We start from the raw sequence: 18,430 nt of genomic DNA, 5'->3' as shown, positions 1-18,430 counted from the left end.
ACCATGTTAAAGAAAGTACTTATCGCCAATCGAGGTGAGATTGCTCTTCGCATTCTGCGGGCTTGTAAGGAGCTAGGCATTTCCACTGTGGCCATTTATTCCAAAGCAGATGAAAATTTGAAGCATGTGCGTCTCGCCGATGAAGCGGTGTGCATAGGGCCTTCAAATTCGACCGAAAGTTACCTCAATATCCCAGCGGTGATAAGTGCCGCGGAAATCACCCAAGCAGACGCTATTCATCCGGGATATGGATTTTTAGCTGAGAATGCTGACTTTGCCGAAGCTGCTGAGGAAAGTGGTTTTATATTCATAGGACCCACCCCTGAAACAATTCGCATTATGGGGGATAAAGTTTCAGCTATTAGGGCCATGCGTGAAGCAGGCATACCCTGCGTTCCAGGATCAAATGGTGCACTCACCTTAGATGAAACAGCCAACCTCGAGATGGGACAACAAATCGGCTATCCCGTTATCATTAAAGCCGCCGGGGGCGGTGGTGGACGCGGCATGCGTGTAGTTCGCCAAGAGCAAGACTTAATTAACGCCATTGCAATGACTCGCACAGAGGCAGAAGCTGCTTTTGGAAATAGCCAAGTGTATATGGAAAAATTCTTAGAATATCCACGTCACATTGAGATACAAGTATTAGGCGATGGTAAAGGCAACGCTATCCATTTAGGTGAGCGAGATTGCTCCACTCAGCGGCGGCATCAAAAAGTGATAGAAGAAGCGCCTGCGCCAGGTATTAGTGATGAGCAAAGACTTATGATTGGAGAAAGATGCGTAGCTGCTTGTCGAACACTTAAATATCGCGGCGCCGGCACATTTGAATTTCTTTATCAGGACAATGAGTTTTACTTCATCGAAATGAATACACGTATTCAAGTTGAACATCCTGTTTCAGAGATGATTACCGGGGTGGACATAGTAAAGGAGCAACTGCGCATTGCAGCGGGGAATAATCTTAGCTATACACAAGAAGATATTACCTTCAAAGGCCATGCGATAGAGTGCCGGATAAACGCCGAAGATCCTAAATCCTTCTTACCCTCTCCAGGCACTATTACGCTTTATCATGCGCCTGGAGGTCCCGGAATTAGAGTAGATACCCATATTTATAATGGATATAAAGTCCCTCCTAATTATGATTCTATGATAGGAAAAATTATTAGTTTTGGTGACTCAAGAAATGGGGCCATCGCAAGAATGCTGAATGCACTCGATGAAATGGTTATTGAGGGAATTAAAACAAATATTCCATTACATCAAGAAGTCCTGAGGGACCCAGAATTTAAAAAAGGCTGCAATACTATCCATTACCTGGAAAAAAAATTGGGCATAGCAAAGTAAATGACGTGGCTCCAGGTTAAAGTCCAAACGTTATCTGATATTGCAGAAGATCTCTCCACCTTGTTGACTGATATTGGCGCCTTAGCGGTCACCTTACAAGATGCGGGAGATCAACCACTCTACGAGCCATCTCCCGAGCTGAACCCAATCTGGGATGATATTATTATTACTGGGTTATTCGAACCGGATGTGTCAGAGCATTATATCCTTTTAACACTGACCTCAAAATATCCCGCACTAAAGCCTGAGATACATGTATTAGAGGATCAAGAATGGGAACGCGCATGGATGCAAGATTTCAAACCCATGCAATTTGGTAAGCGATTATGGATATTACCCAGCTACCAATCCGAATCTTTTTCTCCCCACCAAGTTATTTTGGATCCAGGCCTTGCTTTTGGCACGGGCAAACATCCCACTACAGCCCTTTGCCTACAGTGGTTAGATAAGAACATATTCGATCAAGAAATCATCATTGATTATGGTTGTGGCTCAGGAATTTTGGCGATTGCTGCGATAAAATTGGGCGCAAAAAAAGTTTATGCCATAGATCATGATCCCCAAGCAATTATTGCTACTAACGAGAATGCCAAACAAAACGGCATCTCCAACGAACAAATTGTTGCCCTGCTCCCTAAAGAATTTCATCTCCTCGCTCAAGCCAATATACTCATCGCCAATATATTAGCCAACCCACTCATCGATCTTGCAGAGACATTTGCCACTCTATTAGCGCCTCAAGGACGGATCGTTCTTTCCGGTATATTAGAAGAGCAAACTGCCTCGATCATAGAAGCTTATCAAGCCTGGTTTACAATAGTAGGCATAGAGCAAGAGGCTGAATGGATGAGGATAGAAGGCGCTAAAAATTAACTCATTCCAACTCTGAATAATCGTGGAGTTGCTCCAAATAATCTTCAACCACCCATTTATCTCCTTCTCTTTTTATATAGGAGGGTCCTATAGGCATTTTTCCAGCTCCACCGGGAATTTCTAACATATAATTTGGCTGGCATAAGCCGGATATCGTTCCTTGTAAGGATTTCACTAACGCCTGCCCCCTTGCTATAGAAACACGAAAATGGCCAGTCCCTTTTGCTAGATCCAGATGATGCAAATAGTAAGGCTTGATACGGTGCCGAACGAACGTTTTCATCAAGGAAGCCAGGGTTTTCTCATCATCATTGACGCCTTTGAGGAGGACAGTTTGACTTAGCATGGGAATACCTGCATCCACTAAACGAGCGCACGCTGCAATCGAATTAGGCGTGAATTCAGCAGGATGGTTGGCATGTAAAATCACATATACCGCTTTAGATATCTTCAATGCTTCTATCAATTTGCTATTAATACGCGCCGGATCCACCACCGGCACCCTAGTATGAATGCGAACAACATCAAGATGTGAAATGCTATCTAGGGAGGCAAAAATTTTAGCAATACTAGATGGCTTTAGAATCAGGGGATCGCCCCCTGTTAGAATAACTTCCCACAGTTGAGGTTGGCTTCTTATATAATCATATGCCAGCCCAAGCTCTGCCTGAGTTAATGATTTTTGCACAGCTCCCATCATTTCTCTGCGGAAACAGAAACGACAATTAACAGGACAAACGCTGACTACTTTCAATAAACAACGATCGGGATACCGATGGATGACGCCTTTAACTTTCTCATACTTGTTATCACCAATGGGGTCCACTAGCTCTTGAGGATTTATTTGCAACTCCTCAACTTGGGGAATGAATTGCTTAGCAATATGGCCACCCGAATCATTCGCGAGTAATTCAGCCACGACTGAAGTGATTCGTACATCAAACTTTTCAGCTACTTGTGCCAGAAGGGGCAAGTCTTGCTCAGAAATTAAGTTTTGATTTGTAAGCTCTACTAATGTTTTCATTTGTTCTCTTAAATACTACAAATACCACTTGAGATGCCAATTCGCAATGCTATAATGCTTCGCTGTTTGCACACACTATCTACCCCATTCTTCAATCAAGATCAATAAGGAAAGACCATGAACAGCAGCAACTTAGCAGTTCTTGAATTCAATGGAGAAGTTGCCTCTTCCTCTGCGAGCCCGCCCTTACGACAATCGGTAAAGAAAGCGCTTGAGAATTATTTGTTTCATTTGGAAGACCAAAGTCCCGTGAATTTATATGAACTCGTTTTAGAAGAAATAGAAGCCCCTCTTCTTGAAGTCGTCATGAAGCTGACCAAGAATAATCAAAGTAAGGCAGCTAAACTCCTGGGACTCAGCAGGGGAACGCTACGAAAAAAACTAAAGCAATATAATCTAGACTGCTAATGTCACAAAAAAATATAACACACGCCCTTATTAGTGTTTCGGACAAAGATGGCATTATCGACTTCGCTAAAGCTTTAACCTCAGCAAATATTACACTTCTTTCTACTGGCGGTACTGCTAAATTTTTAAAACAAAGCCAGATTCCAGTAATTGATATCTCCGATTTCACCGGTGTTGAAGAAATGATGGATGGGCGCGTCAAAACGTTACACCCCAAGATCTTCGGGAGCATTCTTGCCCGAGGCAGTCAAGATCAGACCCATCTACAAGCACTCGGGGCTCCCGCCATTGGCTTGGTGGTGGTAAATTTATATCCCTTCCAAGAAGTAATTTCCAAAAATGATTGCGATCTGAAACAGGCTATTGAGAATATTGATATTGGTGGACCTTCACTATTACGTGCAGCAGCAAAAAATTTTGAATATACGACTGCCGTGGTGTCTAAGGCCGACTATGATTTAATCATCTCTGAAATCACTCAGAACGGAAGCACTACCCGTTCTACCCGTTTGGCCTTAGCCAAAAAAGTGTTTGCCCATGTGGCAGAGTACGATGCCGTCATTAGTAATTATTTCTCTGCATTAGACGATACGGACTCACCGGTAAATTTTCCTCAAACCTACACTCAACAACTTAATAAAAAAATGGATTTACGGTACGGCGAAAACCCTCACCAACATGCTGCTTTCTACACGCTCAAATCTGAGCTCACCGAACCTAATATGGGCAACGCCATTCAAGTCACGGGGAAGCCGCTTTCCTATAATAATATCGCAGATTCAGATGCTGCCTTGGAATGCGTTAAACAATTCCAACAAATAGGTTGTGTGATCGTAAAGCACGCGAATCCCTGCGCGGTCGCATTGGGCGATACGCAATTAGAAGCTTATCAAAAAGCATACCAATCTGATCCAACTTCAGCCTATGGCGGCATTATCGCCTTCAATTCGCCGCTTCAAGCGGTCACCATTGAAACTATTTTGGCGTATCAATTTGTTGAGGTGATTATTACGCCTGAACTCACCGATGATGCCCGAGAGATTGCCAAGCAAAAACCGAATTTACGCATTCTAGTGGTTGGCAAGATCGACAATTGCGCTCAAAAAACGTGGGATTATAAAAGTGTCAATGGAGGCATACTTATTCAAGACCGGGATAACCTTCCTACACCCGTGTCATTTGAAGTCGTGAGTAAACGACAACCGCGCGCTAAAGAAATGGAGGATTTGCGCTTCGCTTGGCAAGTAGTACGTTTTATCAAATCAAATGCCATTGTCTACGTGAAAGATAAAGTGACGATAGGTATTGGCCCCGGTCAAATGAGCCGGATCTTTAGCGCTAAAATTGCAGCGCTTAAAGCTGAAGCAGCCGAGCTAGACATTGCAGGCTCAGTAATGGCCTCTGACGCATTCATTCCCTTTCGCGATAGTGTTGATGAGGCTTTTGCTCAAGAAATTACCGCTATTATCCAACCCGGAGGCTCTTTACGAGATAAAGAGGTCATTGCTGCAGCAGATGAACATAATCTCGCGATGATATTCACCCACATCCGTCATTTCCGTCATTAGGCCCACGTCTTAAAAGAGATGACCTTCTCAAGCGACATGTTATAATTTTTGTTTCCCCAGGTGTGAGCAGAAGAATGAATATACTGATTATTGGAAGCGGTGGACGAGAACATGCATTAGCGTGGAAAGCAGCACAATCTGCTCAAGTAGAAAAAGTGTATGTTGCACCAGGCAATGCGGGAACTGCCTCTGAGAATAAAACACTAAATATTCCCATCAGTAGCACTGATCTTCCGCATCTATTAGAGTTCGCAAAAAAGAATGCTATTGATCTCACCATTGTCGGCCCTGAGGCGCCTTTAGCGCTTGGAATTGTAGACCTCTTTAAAAAAGAAAAGTTACGATGCTTCGGACCCACCAAAACAGCTGCACAATTAGAATCTTCAAAACATTTCAGTAAACTATTTATGCGGCGTTTTAAAATTCCTACTGCTAAATATGCTGCGTTTACGGATATTGATGAAGCAGTTGAATATATAAAAAACTTGGAATATGAGCGCATCGTCATTAAAGCAGATGGCCTTGCTGCGGGTAAAGGTGTCGTTATTGCGCGCAATAAACAAGAAGCCATTACTGCGGCCGAAGACATTTTAATAGGAAACATGTTTGGCCATGCAGGAGATTGTATAATTGTAGAAGAATTTTTAGAGGGTGAGGAAGCCAGCTTTATCGCCATCATAGACGGCGATCATATTTTACCCTTGGCAAGTTCTCAAGATCATAAAACACGTGACAATGGTGATAGAGGACCCAACACCGGCGGAATGGGCGCCTATTCACCGGCTCACAATATTGATGCAAACGTTCAGGAGCGTATTTTAAAAGAAATCATGTTCCCCACTCTGAATGGTATGAAAAAAATGGGCAATCCCTATGTGGGTTTTCTGTATGCCGGAATAATGATTGCTAAGGACGGCACCCTCAATCTTTTAGAGTATAATTGTCGTCTTGGAGATCCTGAGACACAGCCGATCATGATGCGGTTAAAATCCGATCTTGTAGAATTATGTATGAGTGCAATGGAGAAAAAATTAGATCAGGTAGAATTGGAATGGGATACGCGCCCTGCTCTAGGAGTAGTCTTGACCGCAGGTGGGTACCCAGATCAATACCGTAAAGGTGATACCATTTATGGACTAAGCAATGAAACGAATTCGAATTGTAAAATTTTTCATGCAGGAACTGCCATTCGAAATGGGCAAGTGGTCACTTCGGGTGGTCGCGTGTTGTGTGTTACCGCTTTAGGTGAAACGATTGGCGAAGCGCAAAAAAGAGCTTACAAAATAGCCGCTCCGATTGAATGGGAGAATATTTATTATCGGACCGACATTGGTCATCGCGCACTCAAGGCAAGGGACTAAGTAATCGATGGAACGAGAACATAGTGAAATGAACATCGAAAACTGGGCCAATTCTATTGTGGAGTTAGAGGAGAACAGCCGTCCCTACGATCCGCTTCCTTCTGCTCAAATTTCTTCAGAGCAAGCCGCTTTAATCCCTCTTACAATGCCGACTTATTATCGTTCTAAAGCATTTAGCAGCACTATCGGCATCAACAAATTGATTAATGCAGCAGACCCTATTCTCACATTAGTCACTAAATTAAGACAAATCACTATTCCCCCAGAGGTGACTATTCTTCACCAAAATTTGTGTCATGAAATAAAAGCGTTTGAAAATAAAGCACAAACTTTAGGCTATCGTTCACAACTGATCCTCGCAGCTCGCTTCGTTATTTGCGCCCTCGTAGATGAGCTCATTGCGATAACACTATGGCCTGGGATGGAATGGAAAAAATATAATTTAGTCGACACCTTCCACAAAGATCCATGGGAAGACGATCGCTTCTTTTTAATTCTGGATCGCAGCCTTCAAGATGCTTCTGGTCATCTCGATTTATTAGAATTAATTTTTGTCTCTCTTCGTTTAGGCTATGAGGGCAAATATCGAACAATTGAAAGAGGGCATTTGGAATTACGCAATATCACAGATAATTTATATTTTGTGATCACTCAATATCGCGAAGAGTTTTCGAGAAGTTTATTAATTTCATTTGAAACCCCCAGCTATCATTTACTACGAAAAAAACATTATTTTCATCTCTTACCTCCTACGTGGATCATAAGTGCCATCATGATAGTGTCATTACTCATTATGTTTACTTTTTTTTATCTCAAATTGATTGAAACGGCATCTCCCATTGCCGAACTCTTGTCCAACTTACAAACGAAAGCGCCAGTCTCGCACCGGAATAATACTTTAGGGCAACAGCACCGCTAAACGGAAAAACATTGAGAATAATATGAGTCAAGTATTAACAGTTGCCCAAAATAAAAAATTTTTACTGCATTTTTCAATTAGTTTGATCCTCATCTGGATTGTAGGCCCGTATTTGGCCATCGGCGGGATAATTCCCTTAGGCACTTTCTTTCATCAACTCGCAGCGACGTTTGTGACGGGGATATTTTTTTTTGCAATTGAGTATAAGCGCTGCTCTAAAATATTTACTCACAGTAGCATTGCCCCTTCAGAGATCAACAATGAGCTAGAAAAATTACACCAAACATTAAAAGATGTGTTCAAACACTTGCATCGAAACCTTATCCAATCCTTCCTCTTTCGTTATAAAAAACCATGGTATCTTGTGCTAGGGCCTACGAATGCAGGCAAGAGCACCCTTCTGCATAAAGCAGAGCTAGGCATTAAGGGTTTAGATAATCTCCCTCCCATGATGATTACTCCTACGAAATCGTTTAATTGGTGGCTATCTGAAGAAGCCGTGTTTATCGATGTGGGAGGAAAGTATCTACGGGACACAAATGAACCCTTTGATATCGAAAAATTATTTCAAGGATTTTTTAAACTTTTAAAAAAATACCGTTCATTTAAACCAATTAATGGTTTAATTTTAATGGTCAATTTGCAAGAGTTAACGGTAAATACACGCGAACAAACGCAATTACAAAAGCTACGCCAGATTATAGATACGCTACTGGCGAGTTTTATGGATTTCCCTATCTATTTAATTATAACGCGCTGTGACACCATTGAAGGCTTTACGGAGTTTTTTGAAGATCTAGGACAGGACGAACGTAATCAAATATTTGGCCTAAGCTTTCCCTTAACTTCGCACACTCAATCTCTACCACAACTCTTTCATGATGAATTCAACGCTCTTTTAACACGGCTTAATGAAAAAATTATTTGGAGATTACACCGTGAAAACCATCCGGATAAAATCGCTAAAATAAAAAACTTTCCGCTTCAAATGGAATTCTTGAAAAATCCTTTGGCTAAATTGCTCAATGTGATATTACCCAATACTCATCTTAATTTGAGAGGCGTTTTCTTTACTAGTACTTTCCAAAAAGATATGCCGTTTGATAATTTAACAAAAACCCTGGAACGTGCTTTTGATATTCATCACACCAAAAATTCTCATCGCAGCACTCCCTCCAAAGGCTTTTTTATCAACGAAATTTTCAAACGAATTATCTTCCCTGAGACTAAATTTTATACGTTAAGCAACAAAGATCATCGCGTGCATTTAATCGCCAGCTTGTTAATAGTGATTATCACTGCCACTTGTCTAGGGTTTTTTTACAAAAGTTATCAATATAACCAGAAAGTGATCGCTGACACGCAAAATGCCATTCATGCCCTAAATAATCTTGCACCTCAAAGTGATCTAGATCCTCTTTTTCAAAAATTAAATTTATTACACATTATTATCACCCAATTAAATAATCAACAGGCAGCCTCGTGGTATACCCATGTTGGCTTACAACAAGCGAGTAAGTTAAAAAAGAATGCAGAAGAAATTTACTCGACTCTGTTAGCCACTCAATTTCTCAGCTATCTGCAACGCACCTTAGAAATTCAGCTACAAAATATAAAAGATGGCGACACAAATCAGCTTTATTCAGCCTTAAAAGTTTATTTGATGTTGGGCAATCATAAGTACTTGAATCAAAAATCCTTTAAAGATTGGTTTGAAAATTATTGGCATCAATTAAATATTGACAGAGATACGCAGGATAAATTTAATCAACACCTGCAGGCCTTTTTCACACAACCTTTTAACAACGTACCGTTAAACTCGCAGCTCATCGAACGCAAACGCGCCCTTTTAAATAACATGCCTACTTCAAGATTAGTATTAACCATATTACAGAATAAGTATCAGCGCTCTCCCGTTAAACTTATGCCAGAACTCGGATCAAATGTTTTAAACAACCTCCCGCATGAAGTCCCTGGAATTTTTAATATATTAAATTTCAAGGATGTTTATTACACTCAAATTATCAATACTTGCCAGGAAATTACTAATGGTGACTGGGTGTTAGGGAAAAGGCCTCAACCTTCTTTTTCAGAAATAATGCTTAATCAACTTTCCAGTGAAGTAAAAGCAATTTATTTAAATGAATATGCAGTCACCTGGTCAGACATCTTAGCGAAGGTTAAAGTTGAAGAGTTTCAAAATCTAGGTCAAATCGTGGCTTTAGTAGACTTATTAAATAGTCCCGAATCGCCGCTCATCCAATTAATGAATACTATCAAAAACAACACTCAACCTATTTCAGACTCTGTTGAATTTACTCAGCAAGTGAGCACCCGTTTTCTTTCACTCAATAACCTTTCTGCTGACCTCTTGAAGAACACTAATCAAGGGTCGCTAGTGGCTGTCAAAGCCTATCTCAATAAGATTGTACAAGCAGAGGATCTCGATAAGGCTTCCTATGAAGCTGCTAGAGGTAGGATGGAAAATCCCACCATGGATGTAGTTACCACGCTACTACAACAATCTAGAATGTTACCTGATCCGCTTCGAACCTGGCATACGACAATTGCTGCAGAAAGTTGGCGCTTAATTCTAAAAAATACACAAAATTATCTTAATCGAATTTGGATCGCGACTATTTATCCGCAATACGAGGCATTACTCGATAAACGTTACCCTCTTTTCAAAGACGCCACAACGGATGTGTCATTAAATGACTTTGCTAATTTTTTTGGCAACGGTGGCACAATGGATATGTTTTATAAAAATTATCTGCAACCTTTTGTTGATAACAGTCGGCTCTACTGGGAATGGAAAAATATTGACGGACAAAGAATTAATATTCCTCAAGCAACCCTCGAAATGTTCATCAGAGCTGCGCTGATTCAAAAGATGTTTTTTCCCGAGGATTCCAGAATTCCGTCTATTAATTTTTCTTTAGTGCCAGTGGAGCTTGACCCCAGCGTACAAAGTTTTAGTTTAGATTTAGAAGGCCAAACGGTATTATTTCAAAAGGATAATGAACAAATCTTATCCCTGGTATGGCCAGGTCCAACACCCACACATACTGAAATTTCATTTACCAATGACCAAGGCAAAAAAACTGTCGTGACTGAAACAGGGGCATGGTCCTGGTTCAAAATTCTAGACAAATCTCGTCTGGAAGGCACAAATAGTCCTAAACATTTTCGATTAACGTTTATCTTAAACAGCAGCAGTGTTCATTATGAACTTTACACGAATGGAATTGTTAACCCATTTCTTCCGGGTATTCTGAACGCTTTTAGATGTCCCAATATATTGTAAGCAACTCATTACCACTATTTGACATTTTGCAATGTACGTATTGGAAACAAAATGTAAGTGATTCTCGATTTAACAGCCAACTCATTGCAAGATACATGGATCAATCTTAAAATTCCTCCTCTTCTCCAGATCCAACAGTATGGATTGTCTGGAACTGAAGAGATGAGCAATTTATAACGATTAAGGATAATAATATGAGTAGCATGTGGCATAAAAATGAGAAGCAAGTAGTTACCCAAGAGACATTAACTACCACAATGAACCTATTTAAAAATCTACAGGCAACTATCGATAACTTAGCAAGAAAGATAGGCTTCGGTGTAAATGCTAACCAGGAGCAAGATCTAACAACCTTAGCGCCTTCATTAGCACTGCCGCTTACTGTAGATTTTAACACTCCTATCACCGTACCTTCCTTGCAGGGTCCTAGAGTTATTAAATTCATTAATAAAACACCATTCTATACAAGTGCCACCCATGTAGACGGCCTTAATCCTATTTCTCAAACACCTATTTATATGACTCCATCCGCCTTTACTGTCGTTAATCCTTCAGAAGAAGAATTACCCTTCTTACAAACAGAATCAGGACAAGAAATAGTATATATTCGCGCTAAACAACACACTCAAAAAATGCTAAAGCGTGTAGCGAATCTACATGAAGGGAAGCCCATTACCCTAATAATTCTTGGCCAACAAGACAGCGATGAAAACTTTGCAATCTATCGCCATGCAGGTGCCGTGGAAAACGAGAATTCTGTTCAGTCACGTGTTAAAAAATCAATATTAGATAAAGCGGTTTTCGGCACTCCAGCTGATGTAAATATATTCTATTTTGATGTGTATGAAGACGATACTGAAGAAAAAATTGTAGTAACCTCTACTGACATACATATTTTCCAAACCATTACTGATCATCTTGACCAAAACAACCCCATCATCATTCAAGATGCAGAAGGAATAAATTACGCTCCTAAATTTGCTTTAGCTCTTTTAATACAACATCATTTCCAAAGTTGCTTTAAGGAGATAAAAAATTCAGTACTCACTACAGAACGCCTCTTCAAGTTCGTGAACACACTACGGGAATCGCATTCTCCTTGTGCTCTCTTCGATCCCAAAGATTTAGAGCAGGCATTCTATCTTGCTTTTGCTATGAGAATGGATGAAATGGAACAAAATATCATCAACCAGATTGTTCAATTACAGGAAAATCTTCAGCATGATGCGAAGTTTAAAGACCGCAGCGAGCTCATCAAGGCCCTGCTCACAACACTAGCAAAAACCCCTTATTCAAAGAGAGCTGCTCTTGTCGCTGAAACCCTCACAGCTAACGAGGTGCTTAGAACCCATCATGAGTTTGTTCTCATGGCAAATCTCAGAGATAAACCACAACATTATAAACTGCTTAAACTTTTACAGGATGCCTACACAAATAGGAATTCGATAGAGCAAGCTGTATTTCAAATATTCAATTGTGTGGATGCGCAGCCTCATGAGGGTTACCATTATGAGGAGAGTGATGAGGATAAAAGTGAAAATGAAAATAATTCTATCCTAGAAATTGAGAAAAACCCTGCCGGAGGAAATCTACCTACGGATGGTAACTATCATGAGGAGGAGGAGAAGGATAATGCTTCCCATCATTCGAATTCTAGCCATCATTCAAATTCCAGTATCTCATTTGAGCCATTGAATGGTAAACAGCAAGACGTTACGACTAAATGGGCTGCATTTGTTGAGAACTCAAATAATCCTGTAGCACCTCTCACTGAAACACTCCAGCCGGGAAATGATGATGCCCCTGGGGACACTCCTGAACCAGAGACCTCGGTAAGTGACGTTCCGCTCAAGGAAAATAATAATACCCATAGTAATGAACTTGGCCAACCGGAATCAACTCCAGTACCAGAAACGTTAGGGGAACAGAGAGAAGAAGAAGAGAGAGAAGAAACAGTTTATAAGATATAATATTCACCAGCCAAGGCCGCAAGGCCTTGGCTTTACTTTGCCAACACCTTTACATCAGGATTGGCGCTATACGCGTCTAAAATATCCTTAACGATAGTATCCACTATGCTCAGCCTGATTTGATCATCAATCACCATCTGCTTATCACGCATTTCAGATAGCCGATTTTCTACCAACTTGGCAGCACTGCCGCTTGGAAAAAGATTACCCAATAATCGACGCGCCTCACGCGGCCCTAACTTTCGATAAAGTTTATTTCGAATATTTACATCGACTGCCGTAGTACTTAAAGCCCATAATTCTATAGGCCCCAGTGTATTAGTTAGCAACTGTGTATTCATTCCCTCTTTAGTGGCAAATTGCGCCAGAAAAGTTGCGCCGCCTTCTCGCGGGCCATGAACACGAGTGCGAAGGGCATGAATCGCTGTAGAAGATAAACCAAACACTTTTGCGGTTTTTTGAATGGCTTGTTCTGGGCCTGCATCCATAATGAAAATCGAAGTGGCAAATTCAATCATAACATCATCAAAATCATCAAGGGATTGAGAAACTAGTGCGATTTGAACACCCCACTTTCGCCCCTCTCGCATATCTTGAACGACCTGATCGCGCATTGCTTGCACTTTTGCAGTACGATGGAATTCATCAAATACAATGCGTTTAGGATCTTCTCGTATTTCTGAAATACGTTGCTCATGGTAATGTCGATATGCTTCTGACATGTCAGACACATTTTCTTCCGTTAAAAAGAAATTACGCCCCAATACATAACGCGCCAACATATACATCACCGATGTTTGACGATTAGCTGCATCGCCTCCACTTTTCGCTACTTCGTCTAAGTCGAGCGAGACAATACGAGCATCACCAATATCAAATTTAGTCGTTTGAGAAATAATCGGATACTCTCTCACTGCACTTGAAATCATGCGTGAAAATGCATTGATCAATGGCTCACCTGTAGGAGCTGTTACCTTTCCATAGAGATCTTCGACGGCAGGCGTCCGGCAAATTGAGGCCGCATCTGCTAAAACGGGCATGGCATGACGCTGTGCTAACATCGCCTCATGGATAAAACCCGCAACAAAAAGTGCATCCGTCACCTCCCACCATGTAGTATGGGTGTCACGCACAAATCCAATTTCTTCTAAAATGCCATCAATGATTTCTTCGACACTAGGCGTATATAGGTTAGGGTTAGCATCATCGACGAGGTTTTTATAGAGTTCATCGACAATCATGCCTGCCATATCAGTAATGCCATCATAGGGCCGCGTTGCGCCCACTGGGGTGGAGAGTAACGTCACGAAATTCACCAGAAAACTTCTTTCTTGAGGCGTAGGGAAACGACACCCCAATTGAGTATCAAATGGATTAATTGCAAAATCAGGCGTCATTCTTAAGCGATGGTAGGAAACATAATGTCTTTGCTCTTGTGGTAATGCTTCTTTTAAGAGTGAAATAAGGCCGCTACTCGAAGGGCCAATATCCACCACAGAAATTCGCGGCAATCGAGAGATGCCTGCGGACAAACATAGCGCAAGATTGATAGCATTCGATAATACCGATTTACCTGACCCTGGCCTTGCAAACATAAGGTCAATCCAGGTAGTTTGTTCCGTTGAACCCGGTTGGTAAGGCCATGGCTTGCCATCGGGAGATCTAAAAAGAATTGCGCCGCGTGCCCAGGGAGAGGAAGGTCTAAAAAGTGGTAACATATACAGCACATCTGATATTGGCGCTACTGAAGGATTAGCGACACTGACACTCGATACTCCCAGCATACTGGAAACGGCCCCAGCAAAAGCATCCCCCGCGACTTCAGAAACATTACAAGATCCCCAGCCTTCAATCGCTTTAGCTAATTGTGCGGTTCTAGATCTTAGTAAGCGAATGTCCCCTACCGGCGCCCACGTAGAAGCAGATACTTTCAACCTCACGATGGCATCATCGGTACTGAGATTTAAATAGCGCAATAAGTTCACTGCATCATTAAATAATCGGTTTTCAGCTGAAGTCCAACTTAAGACAGAAGAAATAGCGGAGCGTAGTCTTAAAGAGCCCAATCCACCTCCCTCCATTAAGAATGAAATACGCCAGGGAATATGGGTAGGCAAGGTGCGTATAAAGAGGGCATTAAACTGTTGAACTTCTTTAGGAAAGAGGTCAATGAAGACTGAGCTATATATACGATCCCCAATTCGCACAGTACGCAGATCCATGTTTTCAGCATCTCGGGGTAAAATTTGTCGTCCCAAAGGAGGCCATAAAATATCGGAGATTTCACCGCTAAGATTTCGTGGTTGTTTTATGGTGATTTTGTCACCCGGCAAGGAAGGTCGCCACTGCCGATCAGTGAAATCTGGATCTACGCTGAGACGCATTGCATAAACCGCCTCATGCACTTCAAGCAGCTCCGCCACTATGCCCACTGTATTAAGGTCATTTACCGTAGATCTTACAAATGAATCATGCGATTCACGTAAATCGGGAATGGCAGCAATAACGTTTTGAGATTGATAAAAAGCAGGGATTTTCTTTTCTTTTATTAATGTTCTTTTGTCTTTGATTGCCCGTTTTTTTTGTTCTCGCGTAAGTGAGGAAGGTTTAGTCCTTAAGACGAGATAGGCTTCTTCATGCGCACAATATCGGGTTAAATAACTCGACCTCTCATCAAATAAATCCATTAGGTCTAAATCAAGTCGTACAGAAGTTTCTCTAGCGGGACGTAAAATTTCTTTTATTTCCTCAGCCACAGCATCTTTATTGTAAGTGAAATAAACTTGGATTGATTGTCCGAGGCGGGACATTGTGGTTTGCAGGCTAGTTTGAAGATTTAATTGCATTCGATTAAATTCTTCGGAACCCACTAACGCTTTAACCCCACTGATACGCAATACCGACACGAGAGAACCATCATGATCAACAAGATCAGTCGGGCTATCTGCAGTTTCAATATCACAATACGATTCTGTGGTTTGCTTAAGGGACGAACTTAACCAAGCAAAAAAAGTGTCGACGCCATTTAATAATGTCTCAGCCCAATTTGCCATACATCTATCTCACGCTAAATAACGTTGACTCTGGCTTAGGTAGACAATTCCTCAAGCGCAGCTTCGGCCCACGTTTCTATTTGCACATTAAATTTTGTCCTTGAAGGTAGTAGTCTAAGTTTTGAAAAAATTTCATCATTGACTCTATCCATCGCCCTTGTATCAGTTTCAATGAGTATCTGCCCGAATAAACGGGGATTACTCATTCCTTCTCCTAATTCCTGTTCTACTAGTTGAGATCTAAATTTTAAATTTCGATAAATACTTTGTGCATCCGTACGATAGCTTGAAGCATTCGCAATTGCACAAAATAAAACATGACATAATCCATTCAAATCTGCCTGCGCTATTTCAGGTAAGAAGATTAATCTCCCCCCTCCATAATCACTGCGTCCTACTGCTTCTAAAAAGAAGCATTGGGCGCAAAAACAACACGAAGTCACCATATTGCTAAACTTTGTGTTATAGAAGTTCCTGTCTAAATTAACTACTTCCTGAAATTGCCTAGCTTGAAATCCACAAAATTGGCAAGTGTAGTTATCGCGCAAAAAGATGCGCTCACTAAATTTAAGGAAGGCGGGGTCTGCCTTCCTTGCTGAAAATAATCTCCAATTACCTGGCCGCGCTGACAAGGTAAGATTATGATAAAGCATTATTCAATCCTGACGTCTTTAAGACGCGCCAGGAATTGCTGAGGCGCCGGCACCGGTGAAGCCCCCTGCTGTGGCACTGCCTTTAAAAATGGTAGCGCCTGCTGGAGCAATTAAGCTAGGCATAAACACCAAAAATGCGCCAATCACTAGCATCGCAATAGGCGTCCCTAAAGGAATTTGGGTAGGATTATCTTTATGTTGTTTGAATTTAAAAATGGCCGCCATAATAAAACCAATACCACCCAGAAAGGCGATCGCAAGGATTAGCTGCCCTATCTTAGAGAACTGGCTGGTAATATTGGCCGCAATACCCCCAATACCGCTATCCGCGCTTTGGCCTAAGGCTATCCCGGAATAGAATAAGCCAATAATCATACTCAGTTTGAACATCCCTTTAAGATAAGGGAAGCATTTGCTATTAAAATGCGCTTTAGTCACAGTAACCTCCAAAAACTCAAGAATAAACCTCAGTAGTTTATTCTATAATTAATTGTTAATAATAGTACATTCAATAAAAATTTCTAAGTAAATCCGAAAGTTGCTTTAATCACATCAATTGTTCCTACGATATTTATTGCTAAGGTACCCGCGATAATATGCATAACTCCTTTTCCCATACTCCCCGGTTGGGAACTTTCACCCGCCAAACGCGTCAAGATCACAATACCACGAACGACAGCAATGAGACCAAACAACCTAATTGTATCAATTAATGGATGTATAAAAGCATCCCAGGTGGTGGGTTCAGCTGGATATTTCAGAACACTACTAGAGGAACCGTATACCCATAGAGATTGGATGGAGGTATTTACAAACTGAGGGAAATAAATGAGTGCTAATCCTAAACCCATTAAAATGATAGGTTTGGCTAAACTGGTATTAGTACTCATCATGGTCCGTGCTTGACCATATTTTTTTAGCCTGAAAATAGAATCGGCTACAAACCAAATCCCCATTACATAAGAAATAGCCACTACAAAGATATACACCGGACCTAAATTACTTTGAAATGTTTGCATCATCCCAGCGATATCCTCGCTCGGGCCGGCAAAGGCATTACTCATGCCAAGTAGACCGACGCAAATTATCAACCATTTAAATTCTTTCATACCTTACTCACTAGCTGTCACGCTTACCATATTGAATCAAGGCGCCTGAACTGGTGGTTACAATCCCCTGATCCACATTGATCATTTGAATAATGCCATATCCTGGCAATCGATCGCCAATACTCACTGTCGTAGTGCTGCCATCTCCCGATTGCAGCCAAGCCCGCCCAGGCACTAATGCTTTCAGCTGATAAATCGTGCCTGGAGAGCCTACTGGATATCCCCTTCCGGCCATTCCACGGTCAACAGCAATTGCCTTTATTTCATTAGCGACCACTTGAATGCGATTATTCAATGCTGCAATGGAAGTAGTCACCTCACCTACTTGGGCTTGCAACTGCTGCAACTGTGTTTGAAGGGTTGCCATATTCTGTTGGGTAATCTGATTTTGTTGGGCTCCGTTTAACAATGCTGAATTATCGGCGGGAGCTGGCGCAGGAACTTGTTGCACAGGTTGAGGAACTCCTGTAGGCGGTATATTTGCCACAGCTACGTCAGTAGTGGGAGTAGGCTGGGCTAAATCAGCATTTTTACGGGCATTGGTAAACATAAGCACTAAATATACCAAGCCAATGGCTAAAAATAGACCCAGCAGCACCAACATTCTTCTTGATAAAAAAGAGCGCGGTCTTGACCCTGGGTCTAAAGGATCCGTCGATTCATCAGCAGGAGGAATATATTCCCCCCCTTTATAATATTCATCTGATGGGTATTCATACTCATCAGGGTTTTTTTTGTCATCAGCCATCTTTCATCTTCCTCATTCGATGAGATATTTTTATTTTTTTAATTCATGTATTTTTAGAGTATAGCATCTTCATTCTGCAACCTTTTA

The 18,430-nt window shown here is 41.4% G+C and carries 14 protein-coding genes; 8 read left to right on the top strand and 6 right to left on the bottom strand.

Annotated features, from left to right (window positions below; translation table 11 throughout):
• The first annotated feature begins 3 nt into the window (after nt 1-3).
• Both accC and prmA read left to right on the top strand, forming a co-directional pair.
• Complete coding sequence (gene accC / locus H0U71_05825) at nt 4-1,350, top strand: acetyl-CoA carboxylase biotin carboxylase subunit (protein ID MBA2654567.1); 1,347 nt, start codon at nt 4-6, stop codon at nt 1,348-1,350.
• Nucleotides 1,351-2,223: a 50S ribosomal protein L11 methyltransferase gene (gene prmA, locus H0U71_05820; GenBank protein MBA2654566.1), complete on the top strand. Its 873-nt coding sequence runs from the start codon at nt 1,351-1,353 to the stop codon at nt 2,221-2,223.
• 1 nt (nt 2,224) lies between these two features.
• Here the strand turns inward: prmA and H0U71_05815 are convergent, their stop codons facing one another.
• Nucleotides 2,225-3,247 carry a lysine-2,3-aminomutase-like protein gene (locus H0U71_05815; GenBank protein MBA2654565.1) on the bottom strand — a complete coding sequence of 341 codons (1,023 nt, stop codon included), beginning with the start codon at nt 3,245-3,247 and terminating at the stop codon, nt 2,225-2,227.
• Between the two features lie 117 nt (nt 3,248-3,364).
• Between H0U71_05815 and fis the strand changes: the two genes are divergently transcribed.
• The 6 genes from fis to H0U71_05785 all read left to right on the top strand — a co-directional run bounded on the left by fis (nt 3,365) and on the right by H0U71_05785 (nt 12,780).
• Nucleotides 3,365-3,655, top strand: a complete 291-nt coding sequence (gene fis / locus H0U71_05810) for a DNA-binding transcriptional regulator Fis (protein ID MBA2654564.1) — start codon at nt 3,365-3,367, stop codon at nt 3,653-3,655.
• On the top strand, nt 3,655-5,223 hold the full coding sequence (purH, locus tag H0U71_05805) for a bifunctional phosphoribosylaminoimidazolecarboxamide formyltransferase/IMP cyclohydrolase (protein ID MBA2654563.1): 1,569 nt from the start codon (nt 3,655-3,657) through the stop codon (nt 5,221-5,223). Before fis ends, purH begins: the two co-directional genes overlap by 1 nt.
• Nucleotides 5,224-5,297: 74 nt before the next feature.
• On the top strand, nt 5,298-6,584 hold the full coding sequence (gene purD, locus H0U71_05800) for a phosphoribosylamine--glycine ligase (GenBank protein MBA2654562.1): 1,287 nt from the start codon (nt 5,298-5,300) through the stop codon (nt 6,582-6,584).
• Between the two features lie 7 nt (nt 6,585-6,591).
• Nucleotides 6,592-7,503, top strand: coding sequence for a DotU family type IV/VI secretion system protein (locus tag H0U71_05795; protein ID MBA2654561.1), 912 nt, complete (start codon nt 6,592-6,594; stop codon nt 7,501-7,503).
• A gap of 22 nt (nt 7,504-7,525) precedes the next feature.
• On the top strand, nt 7,526-10,810 hold the full coding sequence (gene tssM, locus H0U71_05790; protein MBA2654560.1) for a type VI secretion system membrane subunit TssM: 3,285 nt from the start codon (nt 7,526-7,528) through the stop codon (nt 10,808-10,810).
• Between the two features lie 194 nt (nt 10,811-11,004).
• A complete protein-coding gene (locus H0U71_05785; protein MBA2654559.1) occupies nt 11,005-12,780 on the top strand; it encodes a hypothetical protein in 1,776 nt (591 codons plus the stop codon).
• 32 nt (nt 12,781-12,812) lie between these two features.
• On the opposite strand, the gene H0U71_05780 is transcribed toward H0U71_05785, so the two are convergent.
• The 5 genes from H0U71_05780 to H0U71_05760 form a co-directional block, all read right to left on the bottom strand.
• Nucleotides 12,813-15,833 (bottom strand): type IV secretion protein IcmB, encoded by a 3,021-nt coding sequence (locus tag H0U71_05780; protein ID MBA2654558.1) that lies wholly within the window; start codon nt 15,831-15,833, stop codon nt 12,813-12,815.
• Nucleotides 15,834-15,868: 35 nt separating this feature from the next.
• Nucleotides 15,869-16,486: an HNH endonuclease gene (locus H0U71_05775; protein ID MBA2654557.1), complete on the bottom strand. Its 618-nt coding sequence runs from the start codon at nt 16,484-16,486 to the stop codon at nt 15,869-15,871.
• An 18-nt stretch (nt 16,487-16,504) separates the two neighbouring features.
• Nucleotides 16,505-16,924 (bottom strand): type IV secretion protein IcmD, encoded by a 420-nt coding sequence (locus H0U71_05770; protein ID MBA2654556.1) that lies wholly within the window; start codon nt 16,922-16,924, stop codon nt 16,505-16,507.
• Between the two features lie 83 nt (nt 16,925-17,007).
• The gene (locus H0U71_05765; protein ID MBA2654555.1) at nt 17,008-17,595 is read right to left on the bottom strand and encodes a hypothetical protein; all 588 of its coding nucleotides are present in this window, start codon (nt 17,593-17,595) and stop codon (nt 17,008-17,010) included.
• A 10-nt stretch (nt 17,596-17,605) separates the two neighbouring features.
• Nucleotides 17,606-18,343, bottom strand: a complete 738-nt coding sequence (locus tag H0U71_05760; GenBank protein MBA2654554.1) for a hypothetical protein — start codon at nt 18,341-18,343, stop codon at nt 17,606-17,608.
• Between the last annotated feature and the right edge of the window lie 87 nt (nt 18,344-18,430).

This window comes from Gammaproteobacteria bacterium, from assembly GCA_013697705.1.
Classification (GTDB): domain Bacteria; phylum Pseudomonadota; class Gammaproteobacteria; order UBA6002; family UBA6002; genus UBA6002.
Note: the sequence above shows the minus strand (reverse complement) of the source record. Positions and strands in the feature narration are given on the sequence as shown.